Here is a 23,019-nt window from a genome sequence, read left to right as displayed (position 1 = left end):
CCGACTAGGGTAGCGCGACGTGTACGTTTACAACGCCGCCGATACGCAGCGCCGCGCCGACGAGGCGCCGAAGGGCGCGCAACTCGCCCCGGATTCGCGCGGGGATTTCGCCCGCGACCGCGCCCGCGTGCTGCACTCCGCGGCGCTGCGCCGCCTCGCCGACAAGACGCAGGTGGTCGGTCCCCGCGACGGCGACACCCCGCGCACGCGCCTGACGCACTCGCTGGAGGTCGCGCAGATCTCGCGCGGCATCGGCGAGGGCCTGGGTTTGAGCCCCGACCTGTGCGAAATGGCCGGGCTCACCCACGACATCGGGCACCCGCCGTACGGCCACAACGGCGAAGTCGCGCTCAACGAGGTCGCGCCGTGCGGCTTCGAGGGCAACGCGCAGACGTTGCGGATCCTTGCGCGCCTGGAGCCCAAAGTGCTTATCGACGGCACGTCCTTCGGCCTCAACCTCACCCGCGCATCATTGGACGCGGCCGTGAAGTACCCGCTGACGCGCACGAACGCGGACGGTTCTGTGAACCGGAAGTACTCGGCCTACGACGAGGACGCTGGCGTGCTGGAGTGGCTGCGTCTCGGGCACGCCGACGGGGCGCCGCCGATGGAGGCGCAGGTGATGGACTTTTCCGACGACATCGCTTACTCCGTCCACGACGTCGAAGACGGCATCGTCTCCGGGCGCGTCTCCCTGCGCGTGCTGTGGGACTTCGTCGAGCTCGCCGCCTTGGCCGAGAAGGGCGCGGCCGCATTCGGCGGCGACGCCGATTCGCTTGTGGACGCCGCCGATAGGTTGCGCTCCCTGCCCGCCATCGCCGCGGCCGCCGAGTTCGACTACACGCTTAGCGCGTGGGCCGGCCTGAAGGCGTTGACGTCGCAGCTGGTGGGACGTTACGTCGGCGCCGTCACCCGCGCCACCCGCGAGGAAAACGAGGGCGTCACCCTGGGCCGCCAGCATGGCCGCCTCGTCGTCCCGCCGGACGTTGAGGCCGAGGTCCGCCTGCTCAAGACCGTCGCCGTGCTGTACGTGATGGACCAGCCGTCGCACCAGGCGCGCCAGGACCGGCAGCGCGACCGCATCTACCGCGTCCACGAGTACCTCCGCGCGGGCGCGCCAGGCACCCTGGACACGATGTTCCAGGCGTGGTTCAACGCCGCCGAGACGGACCTTGAGCGAGAGCGCGTGATCGTGGACCAGATCGCGTCCATGACCGAGTCGCGCCTGGAGCGCACCGCCAAGAAGGCCGCCGCCTTCGAGGGGTACTTCTAGTAAGGTAGGCGCTGTAATCCCCTCCCGTAGTGGTCCCCCGTTTTAACGGCATGGCTGTGGAGGGGTTTCTTTATTACAACCGCTCGGCGATGGCGGCGAGCGCGGCGCGGGTGCCGATCTCGCCGGGGAGCCAGGGCAGTTCGACGCGGGGGACGTCGGGAAGCTGCGAGTCGAGCAGTGCGAGCGCGGAGTCCTCCACGGCGCGGCGCGAGGCCATGAACTCGCCGGCATCGGCGGGGCTGCGGCGGTTGATCACCAGGGTGCCAACGGAAATGCCGTTGGACGTGAGGTCGTCGTAAAGCTCGATGCTCTCAAGGACCGGGAGGCGTTCCGCGGTGAGCACGATGTGAAACGCGCAGGCTGCGGGGTCGGTGAGGATGTCGCGCAGGCGCTCGAACTTGCGGCGGCGGCGCAGCAGCGTGGCGCGGATTTCCTGGTTGCGGCGCTCCACGGGGTCGTCGACCGTGCCGCCGAGGCCGCGGACGGCGCGGGAGAACTTGTCGGATTGCTCGCGCCGCTGCATCAGCCCGCCGGTGTACGCGGCCATGAGCTCCGGCAGCGCGAGCAGGCGGGAGGTGTGGCCGGAGGGCGCGGTGTCGAAGATGATGTGGTCGTAGCCAGGCCTATCGACGAGCTCCGCCACCGCCTCCAACATCGCCGCCTCATGCATGCCGGGCGAGTGCCGTGCCAGGTCCAGGTGGCGGCGGATCTCGGGGTGCATGCGCTCCGGCATCATCGCGCGCATGGAGCGCTCCACGTCTGCAAGGTGCCGCTCGGTGGTTGCGGCGGGGTCGAGCTCCACTACGTCGAGGTTGGGCTCGATCGGCGTGGGGGCGTCGGAAAGCTGCGCGTCCCAGATGTGGCCCAAGTTGTGCGCCGGGTCCGTGGACACCAGCAGCACGCGCCGGCCGGCCTCGGCAAGGCGCACCGCGGTGGCCGCCGACACGGTGGTTTTGCCCACCCCGCCCTTGCCGCCGAAGAACATCACGGGCGCGGCCTCTAGCAGCATCGCACGCCGTCCAGCGGGGATCGCTCCATGCCCATGCGGGTGTGCCAGGCGTGGAATTCGTCGTAAAGCAATGGCATCAGTTCGAGTGTGTAGAAGCTTGTGGGGTTGGGGATGCCCAGCGTCTCCGAGGCGACTAGCAGCGTGAACAGGTCGTCCTCCTCGCGCGCGGCGCGGGCGAATTCGCGCCGGTACGGGGCTTTGTAGAACTCGTCGAGGCCGCGGGCAATTGCTTTAAGACGTTCGCGCATCCGCCAATTCACCCGGAATCGTCTCATCGTCGCGCCAGGTCACAGCCGGTTCCTTGCGCGACTTCGTGATAGCCGTGAACGCCTCGACAATGACCCAGATGGCGCAGCAGATGATGATCACGTCCAGCACCAGCAGCAGCCAGTTGCCCGCCTCGAGGAACGTGCGCAGCTGCAGGACCGCCGCCCACAGCGACATCGCGGTGACGAACACCAGCGGGACCAGCACCGGCCAGGTCGGGCGGCGCAGCTGCGTCAGGATGATCACCACGATGGACAAGGTCAGGCCCGCCATGAGCTGGTTGGTGGTGCCGAACAGCGGCCAGATCAGCATGCCGCCGGAGCCGTCCAGGCCCATGGAGAACGTCAGGCCCAGCGCGCAGCCCACCGCGATGATGGTGGCGACCGCGCCGGAAAGCTTCACGCCGGCCAGCTCCGCCATCTCCGAGACCACGAGCCGCTGCAGGCGGATGCCGGAGTCCATCGTGGTGGCGGCGAACAGCACGGCCATGGTGGCCAGGATGGTCGCCGACAGGGAGGTCGGGATGCCCAGGCCTTCGTTCATGAGGTCGCCGCCGCCTTTGATGAACGCGTCGACGCCGCCGGCGTTCCACTCGTTGTAGATCTCCTCCCAATCCGCGAGGGTTTTGAAGCCGGAGGTGGTGGCGACGATCGTGCCAAGCGCGAGCAGGCCCTCGCCGACCGCGCCGAAGTAGCCGACGAACCGCGCGTCCGTCTCCTTATCCAGCTGCTTCGAGGACGTGCCCGAGGAGACGATGCCGTGGAAACCCGAGATCGCGCCGCAGGCGATGGTGACAAACAGCAGCGGGAAGATGCCGGGGGTGCCGTCGGGGACGGCGTCGCGAAGCGAGGGTGCCACAACCTCCGGCCGCACGATGAAGAACGAGCCGTAGAGGATGGTCAGGCCCACGAAAAGCTGCAGGCCGTTGATGTAATCGCGAGGCTGCAGCAGCACCCACACCGGCAGCAGCGAAGCGATGAACGCGTAAGTGAACAGGAAGATGATCCACCAGCCGCGGTCCGGGATGCCCAGCATCGTCTCCGGCAGGGCGAGCGGGAACTGGTCGCCCAGGATCATCAGTCCGTACAGCGCCGCGACGCCCACGACGGACACCAGCGGCAGGTTCCAGTTGAAGCGGTAGATGGCCTGGCCGATCAACAGCGCGACGACGATCGCGCCCCAGGTCGGGATCACCGCCGTCGGCGTGGAGATGAGCAGGTTGGAGATGACCACCGCGAACGCCGTGTTGACCATGAGCAGCAGCAGGAAGATCACCACGAGGAACAGGTTGCGCCCGCGCGCGCCGATGTAGCGGCCCGACAGCGTGCCGATCGACTGCCCGCGATGCCTTTGCGACGCCCACAGCGCCCCCAAGTCATGCATCCCCGCGAAGAACACGGTGCCGAGCGTGACCCACAGAAACGCCGGCACCCAGCCCCAGATCACCGCGACAGCCGGGCCGATGATCGGTGCCGCGCCCGCCACGGACGTGAAGTGGTGGCCCCACAGGACGTACTTGTTCGTGGGGACGAAATCCACGCCGTCCTCCATCGTGTGCGCCGGGGTGGTGTACGCGTCCGAGAGCTTGTAGACGCGTTTGCCCAGGAATGTGGAGTACAGCAGGTAGCCGGCAGCCATCATTGCCAGGCCGACGAGCACCAGGATGAGTGAGCTCATGGGTCTTCTCCGATCGTGTCGTGCTTCACATGGTCTGTGTCACATTGGTTGGGATTATGGCACACGACACTTTCCTAGGGGTTTCTCAGGGGGTTTCTATTCTTCGGCGCGCTTGGCTTGCGCTTGTGGCGTCGCCAGCGGTCCCTGCATCTCGGCCAAACCCGCAAACCCCTAGTAAGCCCTCCCGAGAATGCCCGATTTTCGGCCTTACTAGGGGTTTGTTCCTAGGGGTCTGCGGGCAGCGGGCCAGGGGGCCGGGCACCGAGCGGCCCCGGCGGCCGGCCCCGAAACCCGGCAAGAACAACGCGCCTCCTGTAATCTCTGCAGCGGGGTAACTAGTCAAGGGGGACTAATGAAAGACACGCGCAAGAAAGAGCTGCGGGAAAAGCTGGTCGATCTGCGGAGGGTGTCGTCCGCAGACACTGAGACGCACCGGCGCATCAGTGAAGGCCAGCTGGTGCAGCTAACCAAGTCCATGTACTTTTGCGCCGAGACGTGGAAGCACCTCAAGGAGTACCAGAAAGCCTTCCTGAGGTGCTACGCAGCAGGGTGCCAGAGCAGGAAAGCCGTGCTCGTCGACTGCTCAGCCGCGCGGCTCAACGGCGTGTGGACAATCGCACGCGGCGAGCCCGTCACACTCGCGGTGCCCAACGGGCGCCCAGCCTCCACCAATAGCAGCTGGACCGGTTACGAGTACCGCCACCGACAGATCCCGGAAGCCGACATCATCTATGACGGGCCCGTGCGCTACACCAACGCGATCCGCACCGCCGTCGACATTGCCCGCGAACGCGGCGTGCGCGAAGGCGTCATAGCGATAGACAGCGTGCTCTCCGGCCACGGCGACCACCTCTACGCGGAACTGCTGCACCAGTTCCGCGCCACCATCGCTCGTCTGGCCGGCACGAAAGGGATCGCCAATGCCCGGAAAGCGTTGCCGCTGGCCAGCAGACTTTCGGATTCGCCCTACGAATCCCTCCTGCGCCTGATCCTCGATGCCCACGGGGTCCCGTACCGCACCCAGGCGGTGATCGGCCGGTACCGGGTTGACTTCCTCATCGGCGACAACCTTGTCGTGGAAGTCGACGGGTGGGAAAAATACGAGGAGGTCCCCCATGACGTCCTGCGCAAGCAGCGTGTGCGTGACGACTGGCTCGCGGAGCGCGGATACAAAGTCTTGCACTTCTACACCAGCGACTTCTGGGGCGACGAAGATGAGTTGATCCAACGCATCCGCAACGCCTGGCCGATTGCCCGGGGCCTGCTCCCCGTGCAGGTGAAGCCAAAGGGCTACACGCCGACCAGCCCGGGGCGCGCCGTGGCGCTGCCGCCGGACCTGCAGGAGGCCGTCGACATGCTAAGCAGACCCTAGCCCCTCGACTTCCGAACACATTCCGAATACCCTTTGAGCCATGACACTTGCAGCAGGAACCACACCGCACACCCGCCGCTCATCCGACCTGAGCAAGCGGTCCGCCGAGGTGTTCGCCGAAGCGGAGAAGCACCCGGTCACGGTCACGCGCCGCGATGGGGAGTCGTTGGTGCTCATGTCCGCGCGGGAGGCGCAGGGGCGGGCGCAGCTGCTGGAGCTCGCGGCGCAACTCGTCACCGTCGCCACGGAAGGCGTCAGCAGCCTCAGTGAGCGAATGGCCCGAGCGTTCCCCTGGATGTTGGCGCTGTCGCAGGCGGACAGGGAATTATGTTCGCAAGAGCTTATCGACGCAGCACGCGCCTCCTTCGCCACCGAACAACCACACCTCGCCCTCGCAGAGTTCACCGCCTGGAAGGAAACTGCGACCGCCATCGCGGCAGGGCTCGGGGACGTCGAAACCGACTGGCTCGACGACAGTGAGCCAGTGGAGCGGCCCTGACGATGGCGGCCGGGAGGACGGGGGAGCTGGTCCCACGCCCCGCAAAGAAGGTCGAGTACGACATCCGCTTCGCCTCGTCCGGGGCGAAGAAGGGGTGGCGTGACCTGGTGGCGACCATGCGGAACCCGATGGCCGATGCATGGGATTTCCTCACCAGGACCCCGACGTCCACCACTTCCACCAACTATCGGCTGAAGGGAGAGCTTGGGGCCGTGCGGCGTGGCGGGCGCTCGTACGAGCGGTGGCAGCACAAACCGACGCTGAAGGGCTCGGCGCGGATCTGGTTCTATGTCGATGACCGCACGGTCTTCCTCGAGGCCGTGCACACCAGCCACCCGAACGAGACGAAGTAGCCCCTCCCGCCCCGCAAACCCCTAGTAACAAAGCCCGAGTATGCGCCATTTTGGGCCTTAATAGGGGTTTGTTACTAGGGGTCTAGCGGGAAAGCTCGACGCCTTCGTCGGTGAGGACTTCGAGCAGCCCGCCTATCGACGCCTCCGGCATCCCCCAATCCGCCACCACCACACGTTTCACGCGGGTCTCGCGCAACAGGTCGGCCAGGGCGTCGAGGTTGCGCGGCACCGGGCGGGCGTCTGGGGACGCACCGTCTGCGGACACAGCGTCAGGGGACGCACCGTCAGGGGACGCAGCGTCGGGGGAAGCAGCCGCGCCCGCGCCGTAGACGGCGGCGATGATGGCGGCGCCGAGGTCCTCGATCGAGCGCACCGGGCGCATCACAAAAACAGCGGGCATTAGTTGACCTCCATTTCGCAGAAGGATTCGTAGTGGTCGGCGGTGTAGAACCACTCGTCGACGTGGCCGTCCGCTCCGCCGCCGGTGACGATGCGGCGCGCGCCGCGGTGGTTCACGCCCGGGGTGTCCACGGTGTACTCGCGGTAGTAGTTGCGTGGCTGCTCGGGGAGTATGCGTTCGTAGTTGCCGAAGCGGCGGTCGTCGTTGTCCGGGTGGGGGAAGGGGCCGCCGGCTTCGATGAGGTCGACGGTGTCCCAGGCTTCGTCGGGAAGCGAGCCGCACGCGGGCAGCCCGGAAGCTGACTCAGCCGACGACTCAGGAGGGGCCGGAGGTGGCGTCGATAGGCAACTGCTCAAAAACAGGCACGCGAGCAGGACGGATAGGCGCTTCATGGGCAATATCGTGCCACGCGCTAGAGTGAGCGCCATGGCTAGGGGCAGAATTCCGGATAGCGACATTGAGGCTATCCGTCAGCGCGCGCCGCTCGACGAGATTGTCGGGGAGTACGTGCAGCTCAAACCTGCCGGTCACGACTCGTTGAAGGGCTTGAGCCCGTTCAAGGACGAGCGCACCCCGAGTTTCCACGTCCGCCCCGCGCACGGCTACTACCACTGCTTCTCCACGGGCAAGGGCGGCGACGTTTTCAGCTTCCTCATGGAGATGGAGCAGCTGAGCTTCCCCGAGGCCGTGGAGGCGGTGGCGGACCACATCGGCTACCACATCAATTACCAAGGTGGATCCACGGGCGCGCGCAAGGTGGACCGCGGCACGCGTCAGCGCCTGTTGGCGGCGAACAAGGCGGCGCACGAGTTCTTCCGCGAGCAGCTGGAGACCGAGGACGCCGCCCCTGCGCGCGAGATGCTGCTCAAGCGCGGCTTTTCCCGCGAGCTCATCTACGACTTCGAATGCGGCTACGCGCCCTACGCGTGGGACCCGATGACCAAGCACCTGTTGCGCAAGGGCTTTGAGGTGCAGGAGCTTATCGACGCCGGCCTGTCCTCGATGGGCAAACGCGGGCCGATCGACAAATTCCGCGGCCGGCTGATCTGGCCGATCAAGGACACCGCCGGCAACGTCATCGGCTTCGGCGCCCGCAAGCTGTTCGAGGACGACCGCCTGGGCAAGTACATCAACACCCAGGACACGCTGCTGTACCACAAGTCCAAGGTGCTCTTCGGCATTGATAAGGCGAAGAAGAACATCGCGGAGAAGCACCAGACGGTGGTGGTGGAGGGCTACACGGACGTGATGGCGATGCACGCCGCGGGCGTGGATACGGCGGTGGCCACCTGCGGCACCGCGTTCGGCGGCGACCACATGAGCCTGATCCGCCGCCTCATGCTCGACGACAGTTTCTTCCGTGGCGAGCTGATCTACACCTTCGACGGCGACGAGGCCGGCCGCAAGGCCGCCATGCGCGCCTTCGAGACTGACGCGGAGTTCGGCGCGCAGTCCTTCGTCGCGGTCGCCCCCGACGGCATGGACCCGTGCGACCTGCGCCTTGCGCGCGGCGACGGGGCCCTGCGCGACCTCGTCGCCTCGCGCGTGCCCGTGTACGAGTTCGTCATCGAGTCGTTGTTGAAGGACTACTCGTTGGATTCCGCCGAGGGGCGCGTGCAAGCCTTACGACGCACCGTCCCCGTCGTCGCCACCATCTCCGACAAAGTGCTCCAGCAGGAGTACGCCCGGCGCCTAGCCGGCTGGGTCGGCTGGCCGAACCCGGATGAGGTGCTGGAGCAGGTCCGCGCCGAGGCCAAGAAGCCGAAGAAGCAAAAGCGCGCGCCTAAGGATCCGGCGCGCGCGGCCGGCGCTGGTGGTCCCGCCGGTGGCGCGGGTGCTGCCGTCGGCCCCGACAGCTCCGGCGCGCAGTCCGAGATCCTCATCCCGCCGCGTCCCGACGACCCGGTGCTGTGGCCCCAGCGCGAGGCCCTGAAGCTGGCCCTGCAGCACCCGGCCGCTGCCGGCAACTACTTCGACGGCATCAACCCGGACGCCTTCACCCACGACGCCTACCACCAGGTCCGCGAGGCGATCACCGCCGCCGGCGGCTGCGCCCGCGCCGGGGCTGCCGCAGCTGCCGCGGGTGCTCCGGGCTCGGACGGCTCCGCACCTGGCGCCACCCCTGAGAGCCCCGCCGCTGGCACCCCGGACGCCTCGAACTTCCTCGCCGCGGTCGCCGGCGAGATGCGCGACTACGCCGGCCGCAACTTCGTCTCCGAGCTGGCCGTCGAGCCCATCCACGCCGACGACCTCTACGAATACGCCGACTCCGTGCTCTCACGCCTGCAGGAAGCCCACGTGGGCCAGCAGATCGCTCAGCTGAAGTCGCAGCTCCAGCGCATGCGGCCTTCCGACGACGAGGAGGCCTACAACGCCCTCTTCTCCGACCTCGTCGCGCTCGAGCAGGCCCGCCGCGACCTCAACGACCGCGCCTTCCGCGGTAACCGGTAGCACCCGAGGAGCTTGATCTTGCGTTTGTTTTACTTTGACGATTCCGGTTCGCGGGTTCCAGGGAAGGGGAAACCGTTTTTTGTTCTCGCAGGATTCGGGATCGACAGCGACGATCTGCCATTGCTGAAAAAGGCAGTAACCCAGCAAGCTCGCTTCTACGGGATGGAGCTTGGCTACCCGACTGAGTTGAAGTTTCATCACGTTGCAACTCTCAGGGATAACAAGCCAACAAAACCTCAGTGGATGCTTCGCTCGGGATTGACGGAGATGAATCAACGGAGGGCTTTGGTCTATTCCTGTCTCCGAGCAGCCTTATCTATTCCGTCCGCGGAAGCTCTCTGCGTTGGGGTTAACAAAGAGCGTTTAAGTGGCGATCAAAGCGCAATTTCGGAAGCGCTGACGCTCCTGCTGGAGAGAGTTCAGATGAACTGCCAGAAGCATGGAACTTCCGGGCTCGTATTGATGGACGAAGAGCGTAAGGAAGACAAAGCCCTTCGCGAAAGTTTGCGTCAGGGCTCACCATTTTTTCAGTATGACCGAATCGCCGACACCATCGCATTTATGCCGTCTGAGGAAAGTATTGGCATCCAGATAGCGGACCTCGTGGCCGGTGGATTTTCGAGGCATTTAAACCACGGCGACCCAGGGTATCTAAGAACATTTGCAAGGTCTGCGGACGGTTACCCGCACTCGGTTATCGGAAGAGGCCTCAAAGTTCTCAGCAACCTGGACAATGTCCAAATGCCTGCAGCACGCACTCCACCATGGACTACCCAGGACCGGGAAGTTCACGGCTGGGAAATGCAGTTCACACAGAACCAAAAGTTGGTGTGGAAAAGCGATGGATCTCCAAACCTCATTTTCCCGTTTGACACAGACAGTCGATAAAAGGAAAGAGACCGAGTGCATTGCTGCAACGGGGTACGTAGCGCCCCTCTCGGTCTATCTCGAATGGTAATGATTAGGTGGGTGTGGGGTCAAGGCCCAGCGCATGCGGCCTTCCGACGACGAAGAGGCCTACAACCCCCTCTTCTCCGACCTCGTCGCACTTGAGCAGGCCCGCCGCGACCTCAACGACCGCGCCTTCCGTGGCAACCGGTAAGGGACGGGCTGTGCCGAAATCCGAAATCGGAAGGTGGCAAATATTTGCCACATTCCAAAAACGGCCTCATCCGGCGGCTGCCTTTCACGGTGCGAGCGCGCTCTGGTGCGCTGGCAGCTGGCGTCGGACCTCAAATGGTGAAAACCCGATGGTGAATCCGCGCGAATCGGCGCGGAACTATTAAAGCGTCTTCGGCACTTTTGAGGACAACTGTCGCAACGTGCGTTCACAGGTTAAAGTAACACTTTGATGAGGTTCCGCCCGGGCGCCTCAACGGTTCCTGAAAGGAAGTCAGATGGACTTTAAGCTCCCCACTAAGCCTGAGGATCTGGTCAAGCTCGCCGGACCCATTATCGGCGTGATTGTCCTGTTGCTCGCTCTGGTTGGCATCGGTGCAGGTTCGAGCGAGGGTGGCACCAACCCGGCTCCTTCCACCACCGCCAAACCAGCCTTGGAGCAGCCGGCGCCGACACCGACTCCAAATCCGACCACCGAAGCGCAGTCCGGGAAGTTTGAGAATAACCTTCTCGATTCTCTCGACTACCGCTTTGAGATCACCAAGGTCGAAGTTGTCCGCGCGGGCGGGCGCGAGAATGTGTGGGGCTCGAAACCAGTAATTGTGTTCACCTACGATTTCACCAACAAGCGTGCACGCGAGGTCGACACCATCGAAGCATGGCTCGGAACCTTCTCCGCTAAGCAGGAGGACGAAAATGTCCGTCAGGATCTGCGGATGGCCGCCTTTTACACCGATGATCTAGCAGATAGGAAGGTCGTTAAGCCGAACGGTAAAGTGACCGCCAAGTTCGCTTACGAACTGAAGGAAGCAGATCTCCCCGTGACGCTTACTGCGCAGACAGGTGTGCTTCTGAAGAATGCTGCGGGCAAGCAGGTATACCCGATTAAGTAAGCCTCGCGAGTCAACGTGTTAGCCCAGCTCCGGGAGACTGGAGTTGGGCTTTCTTATGCGTTCGTTGGGATGTTTCGATGATGTAGGTCCAGGATGCTTACTTCTGGACGTTTACGTTTCGAGTGCGACTGAACATGATGAGGCACCGGGTGACGAACGACGAGCAGCTTGGAGTAAGCATCCTCTTTAACCCTATGGCGATCTACTAGGTAAGAGGAGGCTTACAACGCCCTCTTCTCCGACCTCGTCGCGCTCGAGAAGGCCCGCCGGAACCTCAACGACCGCGCCTTCCGCGGCAACCGGTAAAGGGCAGGGATATACCGAAATTGGAATGTGGCAAATATTTGCCACATTCCCCAAACAGCCCTACCCAGCGACTGCCTTCCAGGGCGTGAGTACGCTCTGATGCGCTGCCAGCTGACACTGGGCCCAAATGGTGAAACCCTCGAAACCGGGGCAAACATTGGCTTTACGCTGCGGAGTGCTGTTTGAGAATCTGCCCGACTCGGCCGTAGCTGATGCCCAGGAGGTAGGCGATGTCACGGTAGTTGTAACCGCGTTCAGAGAGGTCTTTCGCGTGCTGGGCGATCTTCCCCAGTTGATCGTGTTCTCGCCGACGCAGCTCTTCGAGCTCGTCTCGTGCCGAAAGCGCCGCCTTTTCCGCTTCGCCACCGATGGCGAGTTCGATCTGGGCAGACTCTGCATCGTGGGTCAGCTCGGGAAAAAGTCCAAGGGCGTCTTTGAGCTCGTCTTCAATCTGATCAAGGCGACGCGCTTGGACAATGACACCAGGGTCTTGATCGAGTTGGCCGACCCACCAGCCGGAGTCACGTTCGACAGTCGCGGTAAAACAGTTCATCGTCATTTCAGTCCAATCTGCTTGTAAATCTTTTGGGCGGCGAGATCGGGAATTTCTCGATGCCGGGGAACAGTCGTGTAGCGGTCACCGACCCATATGCGTGTGTGGTTTCCGCCTTCTTTGATGGTGAGTTCCTGCTCGGTTGTCTTTGCGTAGTGGGATATCGCTTTGAGGATGTCCTTGCGTTTTGTCACGATGCTAGTTTAGCGCGATTGACTTAATCAAGTTTAGGGGGATAAACGGAAGGGGCTGGTGATGTACTGCCCGCCACTGACCACCAAAAACAAAACCCGGCGAATTCAGGTTTTCCCTGAGCTCGCCGGATCGCACATATTCCCCTTACTCGGAGCGGCGGGCGAACTCGCGCAGTGCCCACTCGACGGCGTCCAACTGCAGCGACGAATCGTAAGCGTCGCGCGCCAAAGCCAGCGCGGCCAGGTACTCGCCGTACTCCTCGGCGGTCCAGTCAGCGTCAGAAGACAGCCCGGCCAAACGAGCGCGGTTGGAGCAAATGATCACCGGCTTCGAAGCCTCACCCGACTCCTGCTCCCCGGCCAGGAAGTACGCCACGGCCGACGCGAACTTCGGCGGCAGGCCAGTCGCAACCAAAGAACCGTAAGCGTCGACGGCCCCCACACCGTCAAGCTTCCGCACCGCCGCCAGGAGCTGAGACGCATTCCCCTTGTTCCGCAGGAACGCCTGCATCTGCATCACCTGGTTGGACTGGCCGGCAACGTAGGCGAAGCAGGCGCCCAGAAAGTCGATGATCTGCTCGCGCGCAAAACCGGACTCGCGCACGTCCTCGCCGAACGCGAACACTTCGGAGCGGGTAATGGAGGCGGTGGCGTCGTCGCGGAACGGCGGCACGCGGCGCAGGTGGTGCGGCCACCCGGTTTTCCAGCGGATGGGGGAGAAGGTCACGGAGTCGCCGAGCGCGTCCTGCGCGGTGGGCTTGACGGTCTCGAGGGCTTGAGCAATCTGAGTCATGCGCACCATCTTAGAGCCCTTAGACTTGCCCAACATGACCGCAACCGTCCTGCTTCTCGACCCCCGCTGGCCCTCCCTCATCCCCCTGCACCTCGCCTGCCGCATCAGCGGCGATGTCGCTTTCACGCCTGAGGTGCCTGTCGACGTCCGCTGGGCCCTCAACGTCAAAGGCGGCACGGGCAGCTGGCTGATTTCCACCGATCCGGACGACCCGGAGGTCCTGCGCTGGCAAGGGGAGGGCGCGACGACGGAAAAGGTCGACAGCCTCGACGACCCGGTATTCCAGGCCACCCGCACCATGCACGCCGCGCGCCGCCGCGGCGAGTGGGAGCAGGCCATGACGCACGAAAGCCTCCTGCCGTTTCTTCGGGAGGAGGCTGAGGAGGTCGCGCAGGCAATCGAGCGCAAGCTGCCTATCGACGATCTAAAGTCCGAACTGTCCGACCTGCTGCTCCAAATCCTGTTCCATGCCGAAATCGCGCAGGAGACCGGAGCGTTCGACTTCGGCGACGTGGCCGACGCGTTCGTACAGAAGATGCGCCGCCGCGCGCCCTACCTCTTCGACGGCTCAACCGGCCCCGTGGACAAAGCCACCCAGGACCGGTTGTGGGAGGAAGGCAAGGCCGCCGAGAAGCGCTAGCGCAGCGCGCCGATGTAGTTGCGGATCTCCGGCAGGTTGGCCTGGGAGGACATCTGGGAGCTCATCTCGAAGAACTTGTCCATCGGGGTGGCCGGGTCGGGTTTGACGATGCCGCACTCCAAAGCGCGGTCTGCAAGCGCGCCGACCGTGGATGCGGACACCAGGCGCAGCGTGGCGTCGGTGCCCACGACGTTGTTCACGTTGGAAACCAGCTGGGAGCGGGTGGTGTCGGGGCCGACCATCTTGGTGGAGGTCAGGCCGACGCGCAGGGCGTCGCAGTTGGCGGTGGCGATGTTGCCGTTGAGCAGCTTGATCAGCTCGAGCGACTGCGTCTGAGCCTGGGCGGTGGCGGGGGAGGCGATGGCGGCCGCGGCCATCAGGCCAGCGGCGGCAAGGGTTGCGATACGGCGCATTGTGAGGGGTCCTTTCGGGGAAGAAACAAGGTCGCGGAGAATCATACATGTTAAACAAGTGGCAGGTGTGACAGATGTGCTATTTCACCGGCGCGTTAGTCATTCGCGGGCATCCGCGCGGTACACTCTCCGGTCATGTCAGCAGCCAGGCGAGTAGCGCGCGGGTGCGGCTGCGCGGGTGTCCTCGTCGCGGCCGCCGCGGTGGTGATGGTGGTTGCGCTGGTGGCGTGGCTGATCGCCGCGTTTTCCACCCCAGAGCGCCACGAGCCGCTTCAGCCGGTGCCCACCACGATGCCGCCGCCGGCCGCCGTAGCACCCCCGCCTATCGACGTCCACGGCCCCGGCCGCACCTCCGACCTGCTCTTCGACTGGTCGCAGGACATCGGCAACGCCACCAACGTCCCCGGCCAGGCCATCCGCGCCTACGCCAACGCCGCCCTGATCGCCGCCGAGTCCTGGCCTGCCTGCAACCTGCAGTGGAACACGCTCGCCGGCATCGGCTGGGTGGAAACGCGCCACGGCACCTACACGGGCCACTTCAACAACTCCCAGTTAAACCAGGACGGCTACCCGGAGCCGCCGATCATCGGCCCGAAGCTCGACGGCGACGGCTTCGCCCACGTCACCGACACCGACCAAGGCGCCTTCGACAACGACCCCGAGTTCGACCGCGCTGTGGGCCCGATGCAGTTCATCCCCGAGTCCTGGGCGCGCTACGGGCGCGACGCCAACGGCGACGGCCATCCGGACCCGCAGCAGATCGACGACGCCGCCCTCGGCGCGGCCAACCTGTTGTGCAACTCCGGCGGCGCCACCCGCGACTTGGCCACGGAGGAGGGCTGGCGCCAGGCGATTTTCGCCTACAACCAGTCCAATGACTACGTGGCCAAAGTCCGCGACGCCGCGGCGAACTACGCGCTGAACCAGCCGGCACACCGCTAGCCAAACCCGGGCTAAGCTGGTACGCGGTAAGACAGCACTCGACCCATGCAAGGAGTCACCATGGCCGACATCATGCACATCTTCGCCCGCGAGATCCTGGATTCCCGAGGCAACCCGACTGTGGAGGTGGAGGCGCTGCTCGCGGACGGCTCCCACGGCCGCGCCGGCGTGCCGTCCGGCGCGTCCACGGGCGAGCACGAGGCGCACGAGCTTCGCGACGGCGACGAGCGCTACGCCGGCAAGGGTGTGCTGAAGGCTGTCGAGAACGTCAACGAGACCATCGCGGACGAGTTGGCGGGGATTGAGGCGGACGACCAGCGGATCGTCGATAGGCTGATGCTCGAGCTCGACGGCACCGACAACAAGAAGAAGCTGGGCGCGAACGCCCTTCTGGGCGTGTCCATGGCTGTGGCGAAGGCCGCCGCTGATTCGGCCGCGCTGCCGCTGTACCGCTACATCGGCGGCCCGAACGCGCACGTGCTGCCGGTGCCGATGATGAACATCCTCAACGGCGGCGCCCACGCGGATTCGGGCGTGGACGTGCAGGAGTTCATGATCGCCCCGATCGGCGCGGAGACCTTCACCGAGGCGCTGCGCATGGGCGCCGAGGTCTACCACGCGCTCAAGAGCGTGCTGAAGTCCAAGGACCTGTCCACCGGCCTGGGTGACGAGGGCGGCTTCGCCCCGTCCGTCGGCTCCACCAAGGAAGCCCTGGACCTCATCGTTGAGGCTATTGAGAAGGCCGGCTACACCCCGGGCGACGACGTCGCGCTCGCCCTCGACGTCGCTTCTTCCGAGTTCTTCGAGGACGGCGCCTACAACTTCGAGGGCGGCAAGCACTCCGCCGAGGAGATGATCAAGGTCTACGCGGACCTGGTGGAGCAGTACCCGATCGTCTCCATCGAGGACCCGCTGGATGAAAACGACTGGGACGGCTACGTGACACTGACCGAGCAGCTGGGCGAGAAGGTGCAGATCGTCGGCGACGACTTCTTCGTCACCAACCCGAAGCGCCTGGCCGAGGGCATTGAGAAAAACGCCGCCAACGCGCTGTTGGTTAAGGTCAACCAGATTGGCACCCTGACCGAGACCTTCGACGCCGTGGAGCTGGCCCACCGCAACGGCTACCGCACCATGATGTCGCACCGCTCCGGCGAGACCGAGGACACCACCATCGCGGATCTGGCCGTGGCGCTGTCCTGCGGCCAGATCAAGACCGGTGCGCCGGCCCGCTCCGAGCGTGTGGCCAAGTACAACCGCCTCCTGCGCATCGAGGAGGAGCTCGGCCCGGCCGCCGAGTACGCGGGCCGCTCCGCCTTCCCGCGCTTCAAGTAAGCACCTGCCTATCGACGCACCTTCGGCCCCGCCCGTTTCCGGCGCGGGGCCTCCGTCGTGTCGGTTGGATTAACGTTTGTATCAGTTTAAACTGACGATTGTATCCTTCTGGGTGATACAATCGTCAGTCAAAATCGATACAAAATGACGGAGGGGTGTATGAAGCAAGCGGAGGTGCTTGCGACCTTGGAAATAATCGCCTCCGATCAGTGGGGGATCGTGACTACGGCACAGGCTGGTCGGGAGGGCGTGGAAAGGCTGCAACTGTCGCGGTTGGCTGAGAAGGGTGACCTCGATCGAGCGAGGCACGGTGTGTACCTGCTGCCCTCCCATCAGGCTGGGCCCCAGGATGAGATTCGTGCCGCGTGGCTGTCGCTCGAGGCGAAGAAGCTCATCGACGAACGCTGGGAGGATGAGCAGCCGGTCGTGGTCTCTCACGAGTCTGCAGCACGCATCCACGGCATTGGGCGATTGATCCCGCCGAAACTCACGTTTTCAACTGGCGGCACGAAGCAGACGCGGCAGCAGGGGATCCGTATCTACACGCGCCGGGAGATTCCTGAGACGGACATTGTGTCCGTGGACGGGTTGCCGGTGACGAGCGTGGCCAGGACGGTAGGCGACCTGGCTGAACTGAAGATCGAAAGGGGCTACCTGGCTGACCTTGTCGCAGATGCCCTGCGGAAGGAGAACGTACGCATAGATGACCTCGCCGAGAAGCTGGAGCCGGCAGCTCGTTCCTACGGGGCAAAAACCGGTACGCAGTTGGTCTCCGAGCTGAGTGCTGAAGCGTCCTCCGTGGAGGACATCGATGAACTTCGCAAACGACTGGTTCACACTGCGAAAGGGATGAGGGTCGAGACTATCGATGACAGCGTATTGCAATTGCTTAACAACCAAATCGAAATAGCACTAGAACCACTCCGGAAGCAGCTCGATCGGATGGCAAGGCAGCGGACTCAAGGCGTGTGTTCGTAAAAATTAACGATGCACATTTCCCACCTCGGCAAACGCGCACCGAAAATCGCCGGAATGCCAACTTTTGCGACGCAACATCATTTCCCTGCAGCGATGCCGTATGTCTCTGAGGGGCTGGATCCGGCGCTGTCCAGTGATTAGGCAGCGTTGGGGCGAGAGCACGTAAAGTTGGACGGGTGACCATTCGTACCATGTTTGATCAGCTGACCGTGGACTACCTGGCGGAGCGCACCGACCACGCGAGTTTTGACCGCGGGCAGAAGATCGACCCGCAGCGTGTGGAGATCACCGAGCGCACCGACAACGTGGTGCGCTCCACGGTCACCGCGCCGCACGAGTACCACGTGCGGCTCCTACTCAGCGGCGCGGACTTGCAGGCCGAGTGCGACTGCGCGATCGAGCACGAGTGGTGTCGCCACGCGGTTGCCACCGCGCTGAAGCTGATCAGCGAGCGCGGCAAGGTCTTCACCCCCAACGTCCAGGCGGCGGCCGCGGCGGAGGCCGTGTTCGACGACGAGATCGACGAATACGTGGCCAACCTGCGCCACGACCAGCTGGTGCAGCTGGTGCGCAACCTGCGCGTGGCGCAGCCGAATGTGGACCTCGTGCTGGAGGTTGGGGCGGCGGAGCACGGTGGGGGACCGGAGGCCGTCGGTAGGCGAATCGCCAAACGGGTGGACCGCTTGAGCCGCAAGAACCCCGGCTGGTCCGCGCGCTTGACCGCGGAGGTGGCGCAGGAGTGGTTCGCGCTGCTGGACATCTGCTCCACCTGCATCGACCGCGGCTGGGGCGCGCAGCTGGTGCGCCCGCTGGAGGCCGCCACCGAGGGCATCGGGCAGATGCTGCTGCGCACTGACGACGCCTACGGCTCGCTCGCCGACGCCTACCGCACTGCCATCATCCTCCACCTCGCCGCCTACCGGCAGGCCCCGCCGACGCCGGGTGAGGTGGTGGAGTGGATCTCCAACCTGGTCTTCGACGAATCCGGCTTCGGCGAGCCCGACCTGGCCGACTACGCCGACTGGCTGGACATCCCGGCCATCGACGAGCTGGAGCGCCGCCTGGACAAGCAGGACACGCAGGACACCCACGGCCGCTACGGCGACGCCCTGGAGTACCTCCGCGAGGGCATCGCACGCCTGCGTGGCGACGACCTCGCGCTCGAGCAGATGCTCTCAGGCGACGAGCTGCTCGCCTTCTACGAGGAGCGCGCCCGCGACGAGGACGCCCGCGAACTGCTCGAAGCCGCAATGAAAGAGCGCGTGAGCACAAAGCGCCTGGGACTCGGCGGCACCGGCGTCTCCATGGAGGCTCTGACAGCCCGCCTGGACCGCTACTTCGGCCCCGGGGCGCTGCTGAAGTTCCGCACCGCCTACGCCAAGGCCCACCCGGGCCGGGGCTTCCGCGAGCTGCTGAACGAAGACGGCGCCACCCCCGCCATGGCCCAGGAGGTCATCGACGCCGCGCCGAGCTGGATCCAGGGCAACCTGCAGCTGCTCTACGCCGAGCACTTCGACGACTTTGAGCTGGGCTACCGCGTGGCCACCGAACACCCGCGCCCCGACGAGCTGGACCCGGAGCTGATCTTTGAGATGGGCACAGCCATCGGTGTGAACGTGGACCGCGCCCGCGGCACCGAGCTGATGTTCCGCCTGGCAGAGCACTTCGCCGCCGCGGGCGACCTGCCCAGCTACAAACGCCTAGAGGCGGAGCTGCGCGACATCCGCAAGTTCGTCGCCGACGACGCGAAAGCGCAGGCCCGCTTCAACGAGCTGGTGGAGGACCTGCGCGACCGCCACGCCGGCCGCGCCGCAATCCGCGAGATCCTCGAGCGCATCTAGCCGCTGGCGTATCATCTGCTGATTATGACGAAGCGCTCCCGCACCCGCCGCCCCAGCACGGTCCCCGTTGCCAGCCGCGACCGGGAAAACGCCGAGCGCGCCGCGCGCCGCAAGCAGCGCGGCAGAGCCATTGCGTTTCCGAAGCAGGACATGGCGAGTGTGGTCATCCTCATCGCCGTGCTGATCCTCGTGCTGCTGGCCATCGCCGCGCCGCTGCGCAACTTCTACGAGGGTCGCGCCGAGATCGCCCGCGCCAACGAGTCCATCGCCCGCCTGGAGGCCCAGAAGAAGACCCTGGAGGACGACATCGCCATGTACGACGACGATGCCTTTATCAAACAGGAAGCCCGCCGCCGCCTGGGCGTGATGGAGGAGGGCGAGACCGCCTGGCGCATCATCGACCCCCGCATGACCGCCCCCGAGGCCATCACCACCGGTAAGGATGACATCCCGGACACCCGCACCTGGCCGGAAGTGATGTGGGATTCCCTGCGCGAGGTCCCGGGGGAGGAGCTTCCGCCTATCGACGACGCTCCGCCCGCCCCGGCACCCGAAGCGCCAGCGCCAGAAGCTCCCGTGGCGCCAGAAGCTCCGGCTCCTGAGGCGCCTGCGCCCGATGCTCCCGTCGTGCTGCAAGCACCAGTACCGACGGCTAAAATGAGCACGAGAGACTAGTGAGAGGTGAGAACCAGGGGTTCGAATTAACTTTGCTTATTCAACTGCTGGTGCAATGTCGTTTTAGTCAGTATCGTCAACGTCTTCATCGTCTGACGACTGTTTATCGAAATGAGTACGTGGTGTGCTGAAAAGATAGTGCGCGACGATTCCAACAATGCCAATTACCTGACCGGCGAAACTCACCGAAATCGCTATCCCTAGCTGCGGGTCTAGATTGCCCTTTAACGCTAGGACGACCATGCAAACAGAAAGTGAAAGTACGAGAAGCCCAGCCATACCGAGTGCTGATGCCATAAAAGGGGTTCGGAGTTTGTTTGATTGATTGAAACGGTCAATTTCTGCTTGTTCAAAAGACTTTGCTAGTCTCTTGTCTTCCCGTTTTACCTCGGCCGGACTCTGCTCGTACGTTGCCCGAAATAGATCGGCTTCGTTAGTACCTTCTACTGGCTTAGTGTTTGAATCCGATGCGGCATGATCGAATCTGGCGACATGGTGGGGTGACTTTTCGAAACTACCTTCGTTGCTGGTCATTCTCATGGCACCTGGTTGTCCGCTGTAACTGTCGACTGGGATTTCAAGATGCGTTCATGACGCTTACGCGCGGCTGCTCTGGATACACCAAAGAATTCTGCCGTTCCGTTCAGGCCCAAGGTATTCCACTTACTCAGGAATTTCTCCTCCGGCATCAACAGTTCACCGGCAAACTCGTCGGCAAAAAATTCCTGGAGATTGTACTCGCCGCCCCGGGGAAGCATGACTTCATCCTCATCGTTGCTTCTGAACACGAAATCGCTGAATGAGTAGCTGTCATCGTCGGACGCGATTCTTTCAAAATAGTGCCCCAGCTCATGCGCGAGAGTGAAGCGACGTCTTGTTGGTGGCTCCTTCTCGTTTAGGTAGATTGTCGCTCTCTTTCCTTTTTCCTTAATGATTAATCCGGAAAAATTGGGGAGATGACCCACTTGTACCCGAATGCCGAGTTCCTCGCACAGGTAATCGAGATCGATAGGAGTTTCTAAAGCGAATGCTTGCTGGACCGACCTTGCGCTGGATCGTGCCTTTTCCCATACCAGCATTGATATCACCTCACAGTTTGAAGTGTAGTTAGTTTGGAACTAAATAGGTGGATAGGACGAACAATAGTCGACGTTGTGAAATTTTTCATCCGCCAGAGGAACGTATGTTCGATTTGGGTAGTTATGATGGCCGACGCTACTTGCGCGTGTGGGACAATGGCCCGCATGCACACTCCTCCCACAGACGAACAACTCGCCGTCGTCGCCGAGCAGCTCGGCCGCACCCCGCGCGGCGTGCTCGCCATTGCGTACACCACCCCGGACAACCAACCGGCAGTGGTGAAAACCGCGCCCAAGCTCGACGACGGCACCCCGTTCCCCACCCTCTACTACCTCACCGACCCGCGCCTAACCGCCGAGGCCTCCCGACTCGAGGTCGCGCAGGTGATGAAGTGGATGGAACACCGCCTCAACGAATACAGCGACGCCGGCGAGCGCCTCCGCGCCGACTACCAGGCAGCCCACGAGCACTTCCTGAAAGAGCGCAACGCCATCGAGGACCTGGGCACCGACTTCTCCGGCGGCGGCATGCCGGAACGCGTGAAGTGCCTCCACGTGCTGATCGCCTACGCGCTCGCCGAAGGCCCGGACCGCGTCCGCTTCGGCACCGAGGCCGTGGCCCTGGCCGCCGAACACGGCGACCTGCGCGGCACCGCCATCCCCGCCGACTGGCCCACGCTCGCCGACCTCGGCATCACACTCGCCGAAGCAGGGGAGGGCCTGGCATGACCCGCGTCGCCGCCGTGGACTGCGGCACCAACTCCATCCGACTGCTCATCCACGAAACGGACATCGGCGAGATCTCACGCCGCAACACCATCGTCCGCCTCGGCCAAGGCGTCGACGAGACGGGCCAGTTCGCCCCTGAGGCGATCGAGCGCACCCGCGTAGCGCTCGCGGACTACGTCGACGAGATGCAGCGCGAGAACGTCACCCGCGTGCGCATGGTGGCCACTTCCGCCACCCGTGACGCCGCCAACCGCGAGGACTTCTTCGCCGTGACCCGCGAGCTGCTCGGCCAGATCCAGCCGGGGGCAGTCGCCGAGGTGATCACCGGCGAGGAGGAAGCGGCGCTGTCGTTTGCCGGCGCCACTGCAGACATCGACCCCGCCCGCGGCCCGTTCTGCGTGATCGATCTTGGCGGCGGCTCGACCGAGTTCGTCATGGAGGGCCACGCCATCTCCACCCAAATGGGGTGTGTGCGCATCACCGAGCGCATCATGCGCACCGACCCGCCCACAGCGGAGGAAACCGCCGAGGCGCGCGCACTTATCGACGAAAAAATCGCCGATGCCGCGTCCACCGTTCCTTTTGCAGATGCTCGGGCGTTTGTCGGCTGCGCCGGTACCTTTACGACGCTCTCCGCACTAGCGCAGGGACTGGACAGCTACGACCCCGAGCGCATCCACATGTCGGAGATCCCCTTCGAGCGTCTCCGTGAGGTAACCGCCGACCTAAGCGCCAAGACCGCGGCGCAACGCCGCGAGAACCCGGTCGTCCACCCCGGCCGTGCGGACGTGATCGGCTCCGGCTCCACGGTGGTGGAGCAGCTCATGGATACTTTCGAACGCGAAGCTGGCGCCACCAGCTTCATCATCAGCGAGAAGGACATCCTCGACGGGATTGTCGCCGGGCTGGCCTAATCCTGATCCGGCTCGTAAATCGTATCCTCGATCTGCTTTTCCGAACCGCCACGGAGCTTCCTGCCCTTGCGCAGGTCCTTCACCTCGCGCATGCGCGGCTCCGGATCAATCTTGTTCGCGATAGCCCGGCGTGCCGAGGCGGTGACCTGCTTGGTCACCGGCGAGTTGGCGACAGCCTGCGCGGCGTTGACGATCTGGTGGTAGCGCTTCCGGCCGGCTTTCGTGCCGAGCACATACCCGGCGGCGGCCCCGACAACGTATTGGTACATGGTGGCTAGTGTATCTAGGAGTGGAAGTTCGCATTGACTTCACAA

27 protein-coding genes are annotated in these 23,019 nt (G+C 64.2%); 15 read left to right on the top strand and 12 right to left on the bottom strand.

Annotated elements, in window-relative coordinates:
• Window positions 1–19 precede the first annotated feature (19 nt).
• Window positions 20–1,273 (top strand): deoxyguanosinetriphosphate triphosphohydrolase, encoded by a 1,254-nt coding sequence (locus ACX1NL_RS08795; protein ID WP_458897929.1) that lies wholly within the window; start codon window positions 20–22, stop codon window positions 1,271–1,273.
• A gap of 73 nt (window positions 1,274–1,346) precedes the next feature.
• Here the strand turns inward: ACX1NL_RS08795 and ACX1NL_RS08790 are convergent, their stop codons facing one another.
• Genes ACX1NL_RS08790 through ACX1NL_RS08780 form a run of 3 tightly spaced genes read right to left on the bottom strand, consistent with a single transcriptional unit; the run spans window position 1,347 to window position 4,226 of the window.
• A complete protein-coding gene (locus tag ACX1NL_RS08790; protein ID WP_458897928.1) occupies window positions 1,347–2,282 on the bottom strand; it encodes an ArsA family ATPase in 936 nt (311 codons plus the stop codon).
• Window positions 2,273–2,530, bottom strand: coding sequence for a cory-CC-star protein (locus ACX1NL_RS08785; protein WP_458897927.1), 258 nt, complete (start codon window positions 2,528–2,530; stop codon window positions 2,273–2,275). Before ACX1NL_RS08785 ends, ACX1NL_RS08790 begins: the two co-directional genes overlap by 10 nt.
• Window positions 2,514–4,226, bottom strand: a complete 1,713-nt coding sequence (locus tag ACX1NL_RS08780) for a carbon starvation CstA family protein (RefSeq protein WP_458897926.1) — start codon at window positions 4,224–4,226, stop codon at window positions 2,514–2,516. Before ACX1NL_RS08780 ends, ACX1NL_RS08785 begins: the two co-directional genes overlap by 17 nt.
• A 352-nt stretch (window positions 4,227–4,578) precedes the next feature.
• Here ACX1NL_RS08780 and ACX1NL_RS08775 point away from each other — a divergent pair, with 352 nt between their 5' ends.
• Genes ACX1NL_RS08775 through ACX1NL_RS08765 form a run of 3 tightly spaced genes read left to right on the top strand, consistent with a single transcriptional unit; the run spans window position 4,579 to window position 6,450 of the window.
• A complete protein-coding gene (locus tag ACX1NL_RS08775) occupies window positions 4,579–5,598 on the top strand; it encodes an endonuclease domain-containing protein (protein ID WP_458897925.1) in 1,020 nt (339 codons plus the stop codon).
• Between the two features lie 40 nt (window positions 5,599–5,638).
• On the top strand, window positions 5,639–6,097 hold the full coding sequence (locus tag ACX1NL_RS08770) for a prevent-host-death protein (protein ID WP_458897924.1): 459 nt from the start codon (window positions 5,639–5,641) through the stop codon (window positions 6,095–6,097).
• 2 nt (window positions 6,098–6,099) lie between these two features.
• The gene (locus ACX1NL_RS08765) at window positions 6,100–6,450 is read left to right on the top strand and encodes a hypothetical protein (protein ID WP_458897923.1); all 351 of its coding nucleotides are present in this window, start codon (window positions 6,100–6,102) and stop codon (window positions 6,448–6,450) included.
• An 82-nt stretch (window positions 6,451–6,532) separates the two neighbouring features.
• On the opposite strand, the gene ACX1NL_RS08760 is transcribed toward ACX1NL_RS08765, so the two are convergent.
• Both ACX1NL_RS08760 and ACX1NL_RS08755 read right to left on the bottom strand, forming a co-directional pair.
• Window positions 6,533–6,850, bottom strand: a complete 318-nt coding sequence (locus tag ACX1NL_RS08760; RefSeq protein ID WP_458897922.1) for a hypothetical protein — start codon at window positions 6,848–6,850, stop codon at window positions 6,533–6,535.
• A complete protein-coding gene (locus ACX1NL_RS08755) occupies window positions 6,850–7,242 on the bottom strand; it encodes a guanyl-specific ribonuclease (RefSeq protein WP_458897921.1) in 393 nt (130 codons plus the stop codon). Before ACX1NL_RS08755 ends, ACX1NL_RS08760 begins: the two co-directional genes overlap by 1 nt.
• 34 nt (window positions 7,243–7,276) lie before the next feature.
• Here ACX1NL_RS08755 and dnaG point away from each other — a divergent pair, with 34 nt between their 5' ends.
• The 3 genes from dnaG to ACX1NL_RS08740 all read left to right on the top strand — a co-directional run bounded on the left by dnaG (window position 7,277) and on the right by ACX1NL_RS08740 (window position 11,313).
• A complete protein-coding gene (gene dnaG, locus ACX1NL_RS08750; RefSeq protein ID WP_458897920.1) occupies window positions 7,277–9,301 on the top strand; it encodes a DNA primase in 2,025 nt (674 codons plus the stop codon).
• 18 nt (window positions 9,302–9,319) lie between these two features.
• Entirely contained in the window at window positions 9,320–10,189 is an 870-nt protein-coding gene (locus ACX1NL_RS08745) for a DUF3800 domain-containing protein (RefSeq protein ID WP_458897919.1), read from the top strand.
• Between the two features lie 509 nt (window positions 10,190–10,698).
• Entirely contained in the window at window positions 10,699–11,313 is a 615-nt protein-coding gene (locus tag ACX1NL_RS08740; protein WP_239356435.1) for a DUF5067 domain-containing protein, read from the top strand.
• A gap of 469 nt (window positions 11,314–11,782) precedes the next feature.
• Here the strand turns inward: ACX1NL_RS08740 and ACX1NL_RS08735 are convergent, their stop codons facing one another.
• From ACX1NL_RS08735 to ACX1NL_RS08725, 3 genes are all read right to left on the bottom strand, one after another.
• Window positions 11,783–12,178 carry a hypothetical protein gene (locus ACX1NL_RS08735; protein WP_239356436.1) on the bottom strand — a complete coding sequence of 132 codons (396 nt, stop codon included), beginning with the start codon at window positions 12,176–12,178 and terminating at the stop codon, window positions 11,783–11,785.
• On the bottom strand, window positions 12,175–12,366 hold the full coding sequence (locus tag ACX1NL_RS08730; protein ID WP_181193099.1) for a toxin HicA: 192 nt from the start codon (window positions 12,364–12,366) through the stop codon (window positions 12,175–12,177). The genes ACX1NL_RS08735 and ACX1NL_RS08730 overlap by 4 nt, the downstream gene beginning before the upstream one ends.
• 145 nt (window positions 12,367–12,511) lie before the next feature.
• Window positions 12,512–13,159 (bottom strand): 8-oxoguanine DNA glycosylase OGG fold protein, encoded by a 648-nt coding sequence (locus tag ACX1NL_RS08725; RefSeq protein ID WP_458897918.1) that lies wholly within the window; start codon window positions 13,157–13,159, stop codon window positions 12,512–12,514.
• Between the two features lie 34 nt (window positions 13,160–13,193).
• Between ACX1NL_RS08725 and ACX1NL_RS08720 the strand changes: the two genes are divergently transcribed.
• Window positions 13,194–13,799: a MazG nucleotide pyrophosphohydrolase domain-containing protein gene (locus tag ACX1NL_RS08720; protein ID WP_458897917.1), complete on the top strand. Its 606-nt coding sequence runs from the start codon at window positions 13,194–13,196 to the stop codon at window positions 13,797–13,799.
• On the opposite strand, the gene ACX1NL_RS08715 is transcribed toward ACX1NL_RS08720, so the two are convergent.
• Window positions 13,796–14,212: a hypothetical protein gene (locus tag ACX1NL_RS08715; protein WP_458897916.1), complete on the bottom strand. Its 417-nt coding sequence runs from the start codon at window positions 14,210–14,212 to the stop codon at window positions 13,796–13,798. The genes ACX1NL_RS08720 and ACX1NL_RS08715 overlap by 4 nt on opposite strands.
• A 135-nt stretch (window positions 14,213–14,347) precedes the next feature.
• Between ACX1NL_RS08715 and ACX1NL_RS08710 the strand changes: the two genes are divergently transcribed.
• The 5 genes from ACX1NL_RS08710 to ACX1NL_RS08690 all read left to right on the top strand — a co-directional run bounded on the left by ACX1NL_RS08710 (window position 14,348) and on the right by ACX1NL_RS08690 (window position 19,983).
• Complete coding sequence (locus tag ACX1NL_RS08710; protein ID WP_458897915.1) at window positions 14,348–15,154, top strand: lytic transglycosylase domain-containing protein; 807 nt, start codon at window positions 14,348–14,350, stop codon at window positions 15,152–15,154.
• A gap of 60 nt (window positions 15,155–15,214) precedes the next feature.
• A complete protein-coding gene (eno, locus tag ACX1NL_RS08705) occupies window positions 15,215–16,489 on the top strand; it encodes a phosphopyruvate hydratase (protein ID WP_458897914.1) in 1,275 nt (424 codons plus the stop codon).
• Between the two features lie 159 nt (window positions 16,490–16,648).
• Window positions 16,649–17,467, top strand: coding sequence for a type IV toxin-antitoxin system AbiEi family antitoxin domain-containing protein (locus tag ACX1NL_RS08700; protein WP_458897913.1), 819 nt, complete (start codon window positions 16,649–16,651; stop codon window positions 17,465–17,467).
• A 176-nt stretch (window positions 17,468–17,643) separates the two neighbouring features.
• On the top strand, window positions 17,644–19,308 hold the full coding sequence (locus tag ACX1NL_RS08695; RefSeq protein ID WP_458897912.1) for an SWIM zinc finger family protein: 1,665 nt from the start codon (window positions 17,644–17,646) through the stop codon (window positions 19,306–19,308).
• A gap of 24 nt (window positions 19,309–19,332) precedes the next feature.
• A complete protein-coding gene (locus tag ACX1NL_RS08690; RefSeq protein ID WP_458897911.1) occupies window positions 19,333–19,983 on the top strand; it encodes a septum formation initiator family protein in 651 nt (216 codons plus the stop codon).
• A 63-nt stretch (window positions 19,984–20,046) separates the two neighbouring features.
• Here ACX1NL_RS08690 and ACX1NL_RS08685 read toward each other — a convergent pair whose 3' ends face one another.
• Window positions 20,047–20,517: a hypothetical protein gene (locus ACX1NL_RS08685; RefSeq protein ID WP_458897910.1), complete on the bottom strand. Its 471-nt coding sequence runs from the start codon at window positions 20,515–20,517 to the stop codon at window positions 20,047–20,049.
• 2 nt (window positions 20,518–20,519) lie between these two features.
• Window positions 20,520–21,062 carry an ImmA/IrrE family metallo-endopeptidase gene (locus ACX1NL_RS08680; RefSeq protein ID WP_458897909.1) on the bottom strand — a complete coding sequence of 181 codons (543 nt, stop codon included), beginning with the start codon at window positions 21,060–21,062 and terminating at the stop codon, window positions 20,520–20,522.
• Between the two features lie 165 nt (window positions 21,063–21,227).
• Between ACX1NL_RS08680 and ACX1NL_RS08675 the strand changes: the two genes are divergently transcribed.
• Window positions 21,228–21,791, top strand: coding sequence for a DUF501 domain-containing protein (locus ACX1NL_RS08675; protein ID WP_458897908.1), 564 nt, complete (start codon window positions 21,228–21,230; stop codon window positions 21,789–21,791).
• Window positions 21,788–22,705 (top strand): Ppx/GppA phosphatase family protein, encoded by a 918-nt coding sequence (locus ACX1NL_RS08670; RefSeq protein ID WP_458897907.1) that lies wholly within the window; start codon window positions 21,788–21,790, stop codon window positions 22,703–22,705. Before ACX1NL_RS08675 ends, ACX1NL_RS08670 begins: the two co-directional genes overlap by 4 nt.
• Here ACX1NL_RS08670 and ACX1NL_RS08665 read toward each other — a convergent pair.
• On the bottom strand, window positions 22,702–22,974 hold the full coding sequence (locus ACX1NL_RS08665; protein WP_458897906.1) for a hypothetical protein: 273 nt from the start codon (window positions 22,972–22,974) through the stop codon (window positions 22,702–22,704). The two genes, ACX1NL_RS08670 and ACX1NL_RS08665, sit on opposite strands and share 4 nt — an antisense overlap.
• Window positions 22,975–23,019 lie beyond the last annotated feature (45 nt).

This window comes from Corynebacterium sp. CQ3829_602738 (genome assembly GCF_054478435.1).
Note: the sequence above shows the minus strand (reverse complement) of the source record. Positions and strands in the feature narration are given on the sequence as shown.

Coding starts and splice junctions, on each gene's coding strand:
- ACX1NL_RS08790 (WP_458897928.1), bottom strand. CDS start 2,282: ATGCTGCTAGAGGCCGCGCCCGTGATGTTCTTCGGCGGCAAGGGCGGG.
- ACX1NL_RS08785 (WP_458897927.1), bottom strand. CDS start 2,530: ATGCGCGAACGTCTTAAAGCAATTGCCCGCGGCCTCGACGAGTTCTAC.
- ACX1NL_RS08780 (WP_458897926.1), bottom strand. CDS start 4,226: ATGAGCTCACTCATCCTGGTGCTCGTCGGCCTGGCAATGATGGCTGCC.
- ACX1NL_RS08775 (WP_458897925.1), top strand. CDS start 4,579: ATGAAAGACACGCGCAAGAAAGAGCTGCGGGAAAAGCTGGTCGATCTG.
- ACX1NL_RS08770 (WP_458897924.1), top strand. CDS start 5,639: ATGACACTTGCAGCAGGAACCACACCGCACACCCGCCGCTCATCCGAC.
- ACX1NL_RS08765 (WP_458897923.1), top strand. CDS start 6,100: ATGGCGGCCGGGAGGACGGGGGAGCTGGTCCCACGCCCCGCAAAGAAG.
- ACX1NL_RS08760 (WP_458897922.1), bottom strand. CDS start 6,850: ATGCCCGCTGTTTTTGTGATGCGCCCGGTGCGCTCGATCGAGGACCTC.
- ACX1NL_RS08755 (WP_458897921.1), bottom strand. CDS start 7,242: ATGAAGCGCCTATCCGTCCTGCTCGCGTGCCTGTTTTTGAGCAGTTGC.
- dnaG (WP_458897920.1), top strand. CDS start 7,277: ATGGCTAGGGGCAGAATTCCGGATAGCGACATTGAGGCTATCCGTCAG.
- ACX1NL_RS08740 (WP_239356435.1), top strand. CDS start 10,699: ATGGACTTTAAGCTCCCCACTAAGCCTGAGGATCTGGTCAAGCTCGCC.
- ACX1NL_RS08735 (WP_239356436.1), bottom strand. CDS start 12,178: ATGACGATGAACTGTTTTACCGCGACTGTCGAACGTGACTCCGGCTGG.
- ACX1NL_RS08725 (WP_458897918.1), bottom strand. CDS start 13,159: ATGACTCAGATTGCTCAAGCCCTCGAGACCGTCAAGCCCACCGCGCAG.
- ACX1NL_RS08720 (WP_458897917.1), top strand. CDS start 13,194: ATGACCGCAACCGTCCTGCTTCTCGACCCCCGCTGGCCCTCCCTCATC.
- ACX1NL_RS08715 (WP_458897916.1), bottom strand. CDS start 14,212: ATGCGCCGTATCGCAACCCTTGCCGCCGCTGGCCTGATGGCCGCGGCC.
- ACX1NL_RS08710 (WP_458897915.1), top strand. CDS start 14,348: ATGTCAGCAGCCAGGCGAGTAGCGCGCGGGTGCGGCTGCGCGGGTGTC.
- eno (WP_458897914.1), top strand. CDS start 15,215: ATGGCCGACATCATGCACATCTTCGCCCGCGAGATCCTGGATTCCCGA.
- ACX1NL_RS08700 (WP_458897913.1), top strand. CDS start 16,649: ATGAAGCAAGCGGAGGTGCTTGCGACCTTGGAAATAATCGCCTCCGAT.
- ACX1NL_RS08690 (WP_458897911.1), top strand. CDS start 19,333: ATGACGAAGCGCTCCCGCACCCGCCGCCCCAGCACGGTCCCCGTTGCC.
- ACX1NL_RS08685 (WP_458897910.1), bottom strand. CDS start 20,517: ATGACCAGCAACGAAGGTAGTTTCGAAAAGTCACCCCACCATGTCGCC.
- ACX1NL_RS08680 (WP_458897909.1), bottom strand. CDS start 21,062: ATGCTGGTATGGGAAAAGGCACGATCCAGCGCAAGGTCGGTCCAGCAA.
- ACX1NL_RS08675 (WP_458897908.1), top strand. CDS start 21,228: ATGCACACTCCTCCCACAGACGAACAACTCGCCGTCGTCGCCGAGCAG.
- ACX1NL_RS08670 (WP_458897907.1), top strand. CDS start 21,788: ATGACCCGCGTCGCCGCCGTGGACTGCGGCACCAACTCCATCCGACTG.
- ACX1NL_RS08665 (WP_458897906.1), bottom strand. CDS start 22,974: ATGTACCAATACGTTGTCGGGGCCGCCGCCGGGTATGTGCTCGGCACG.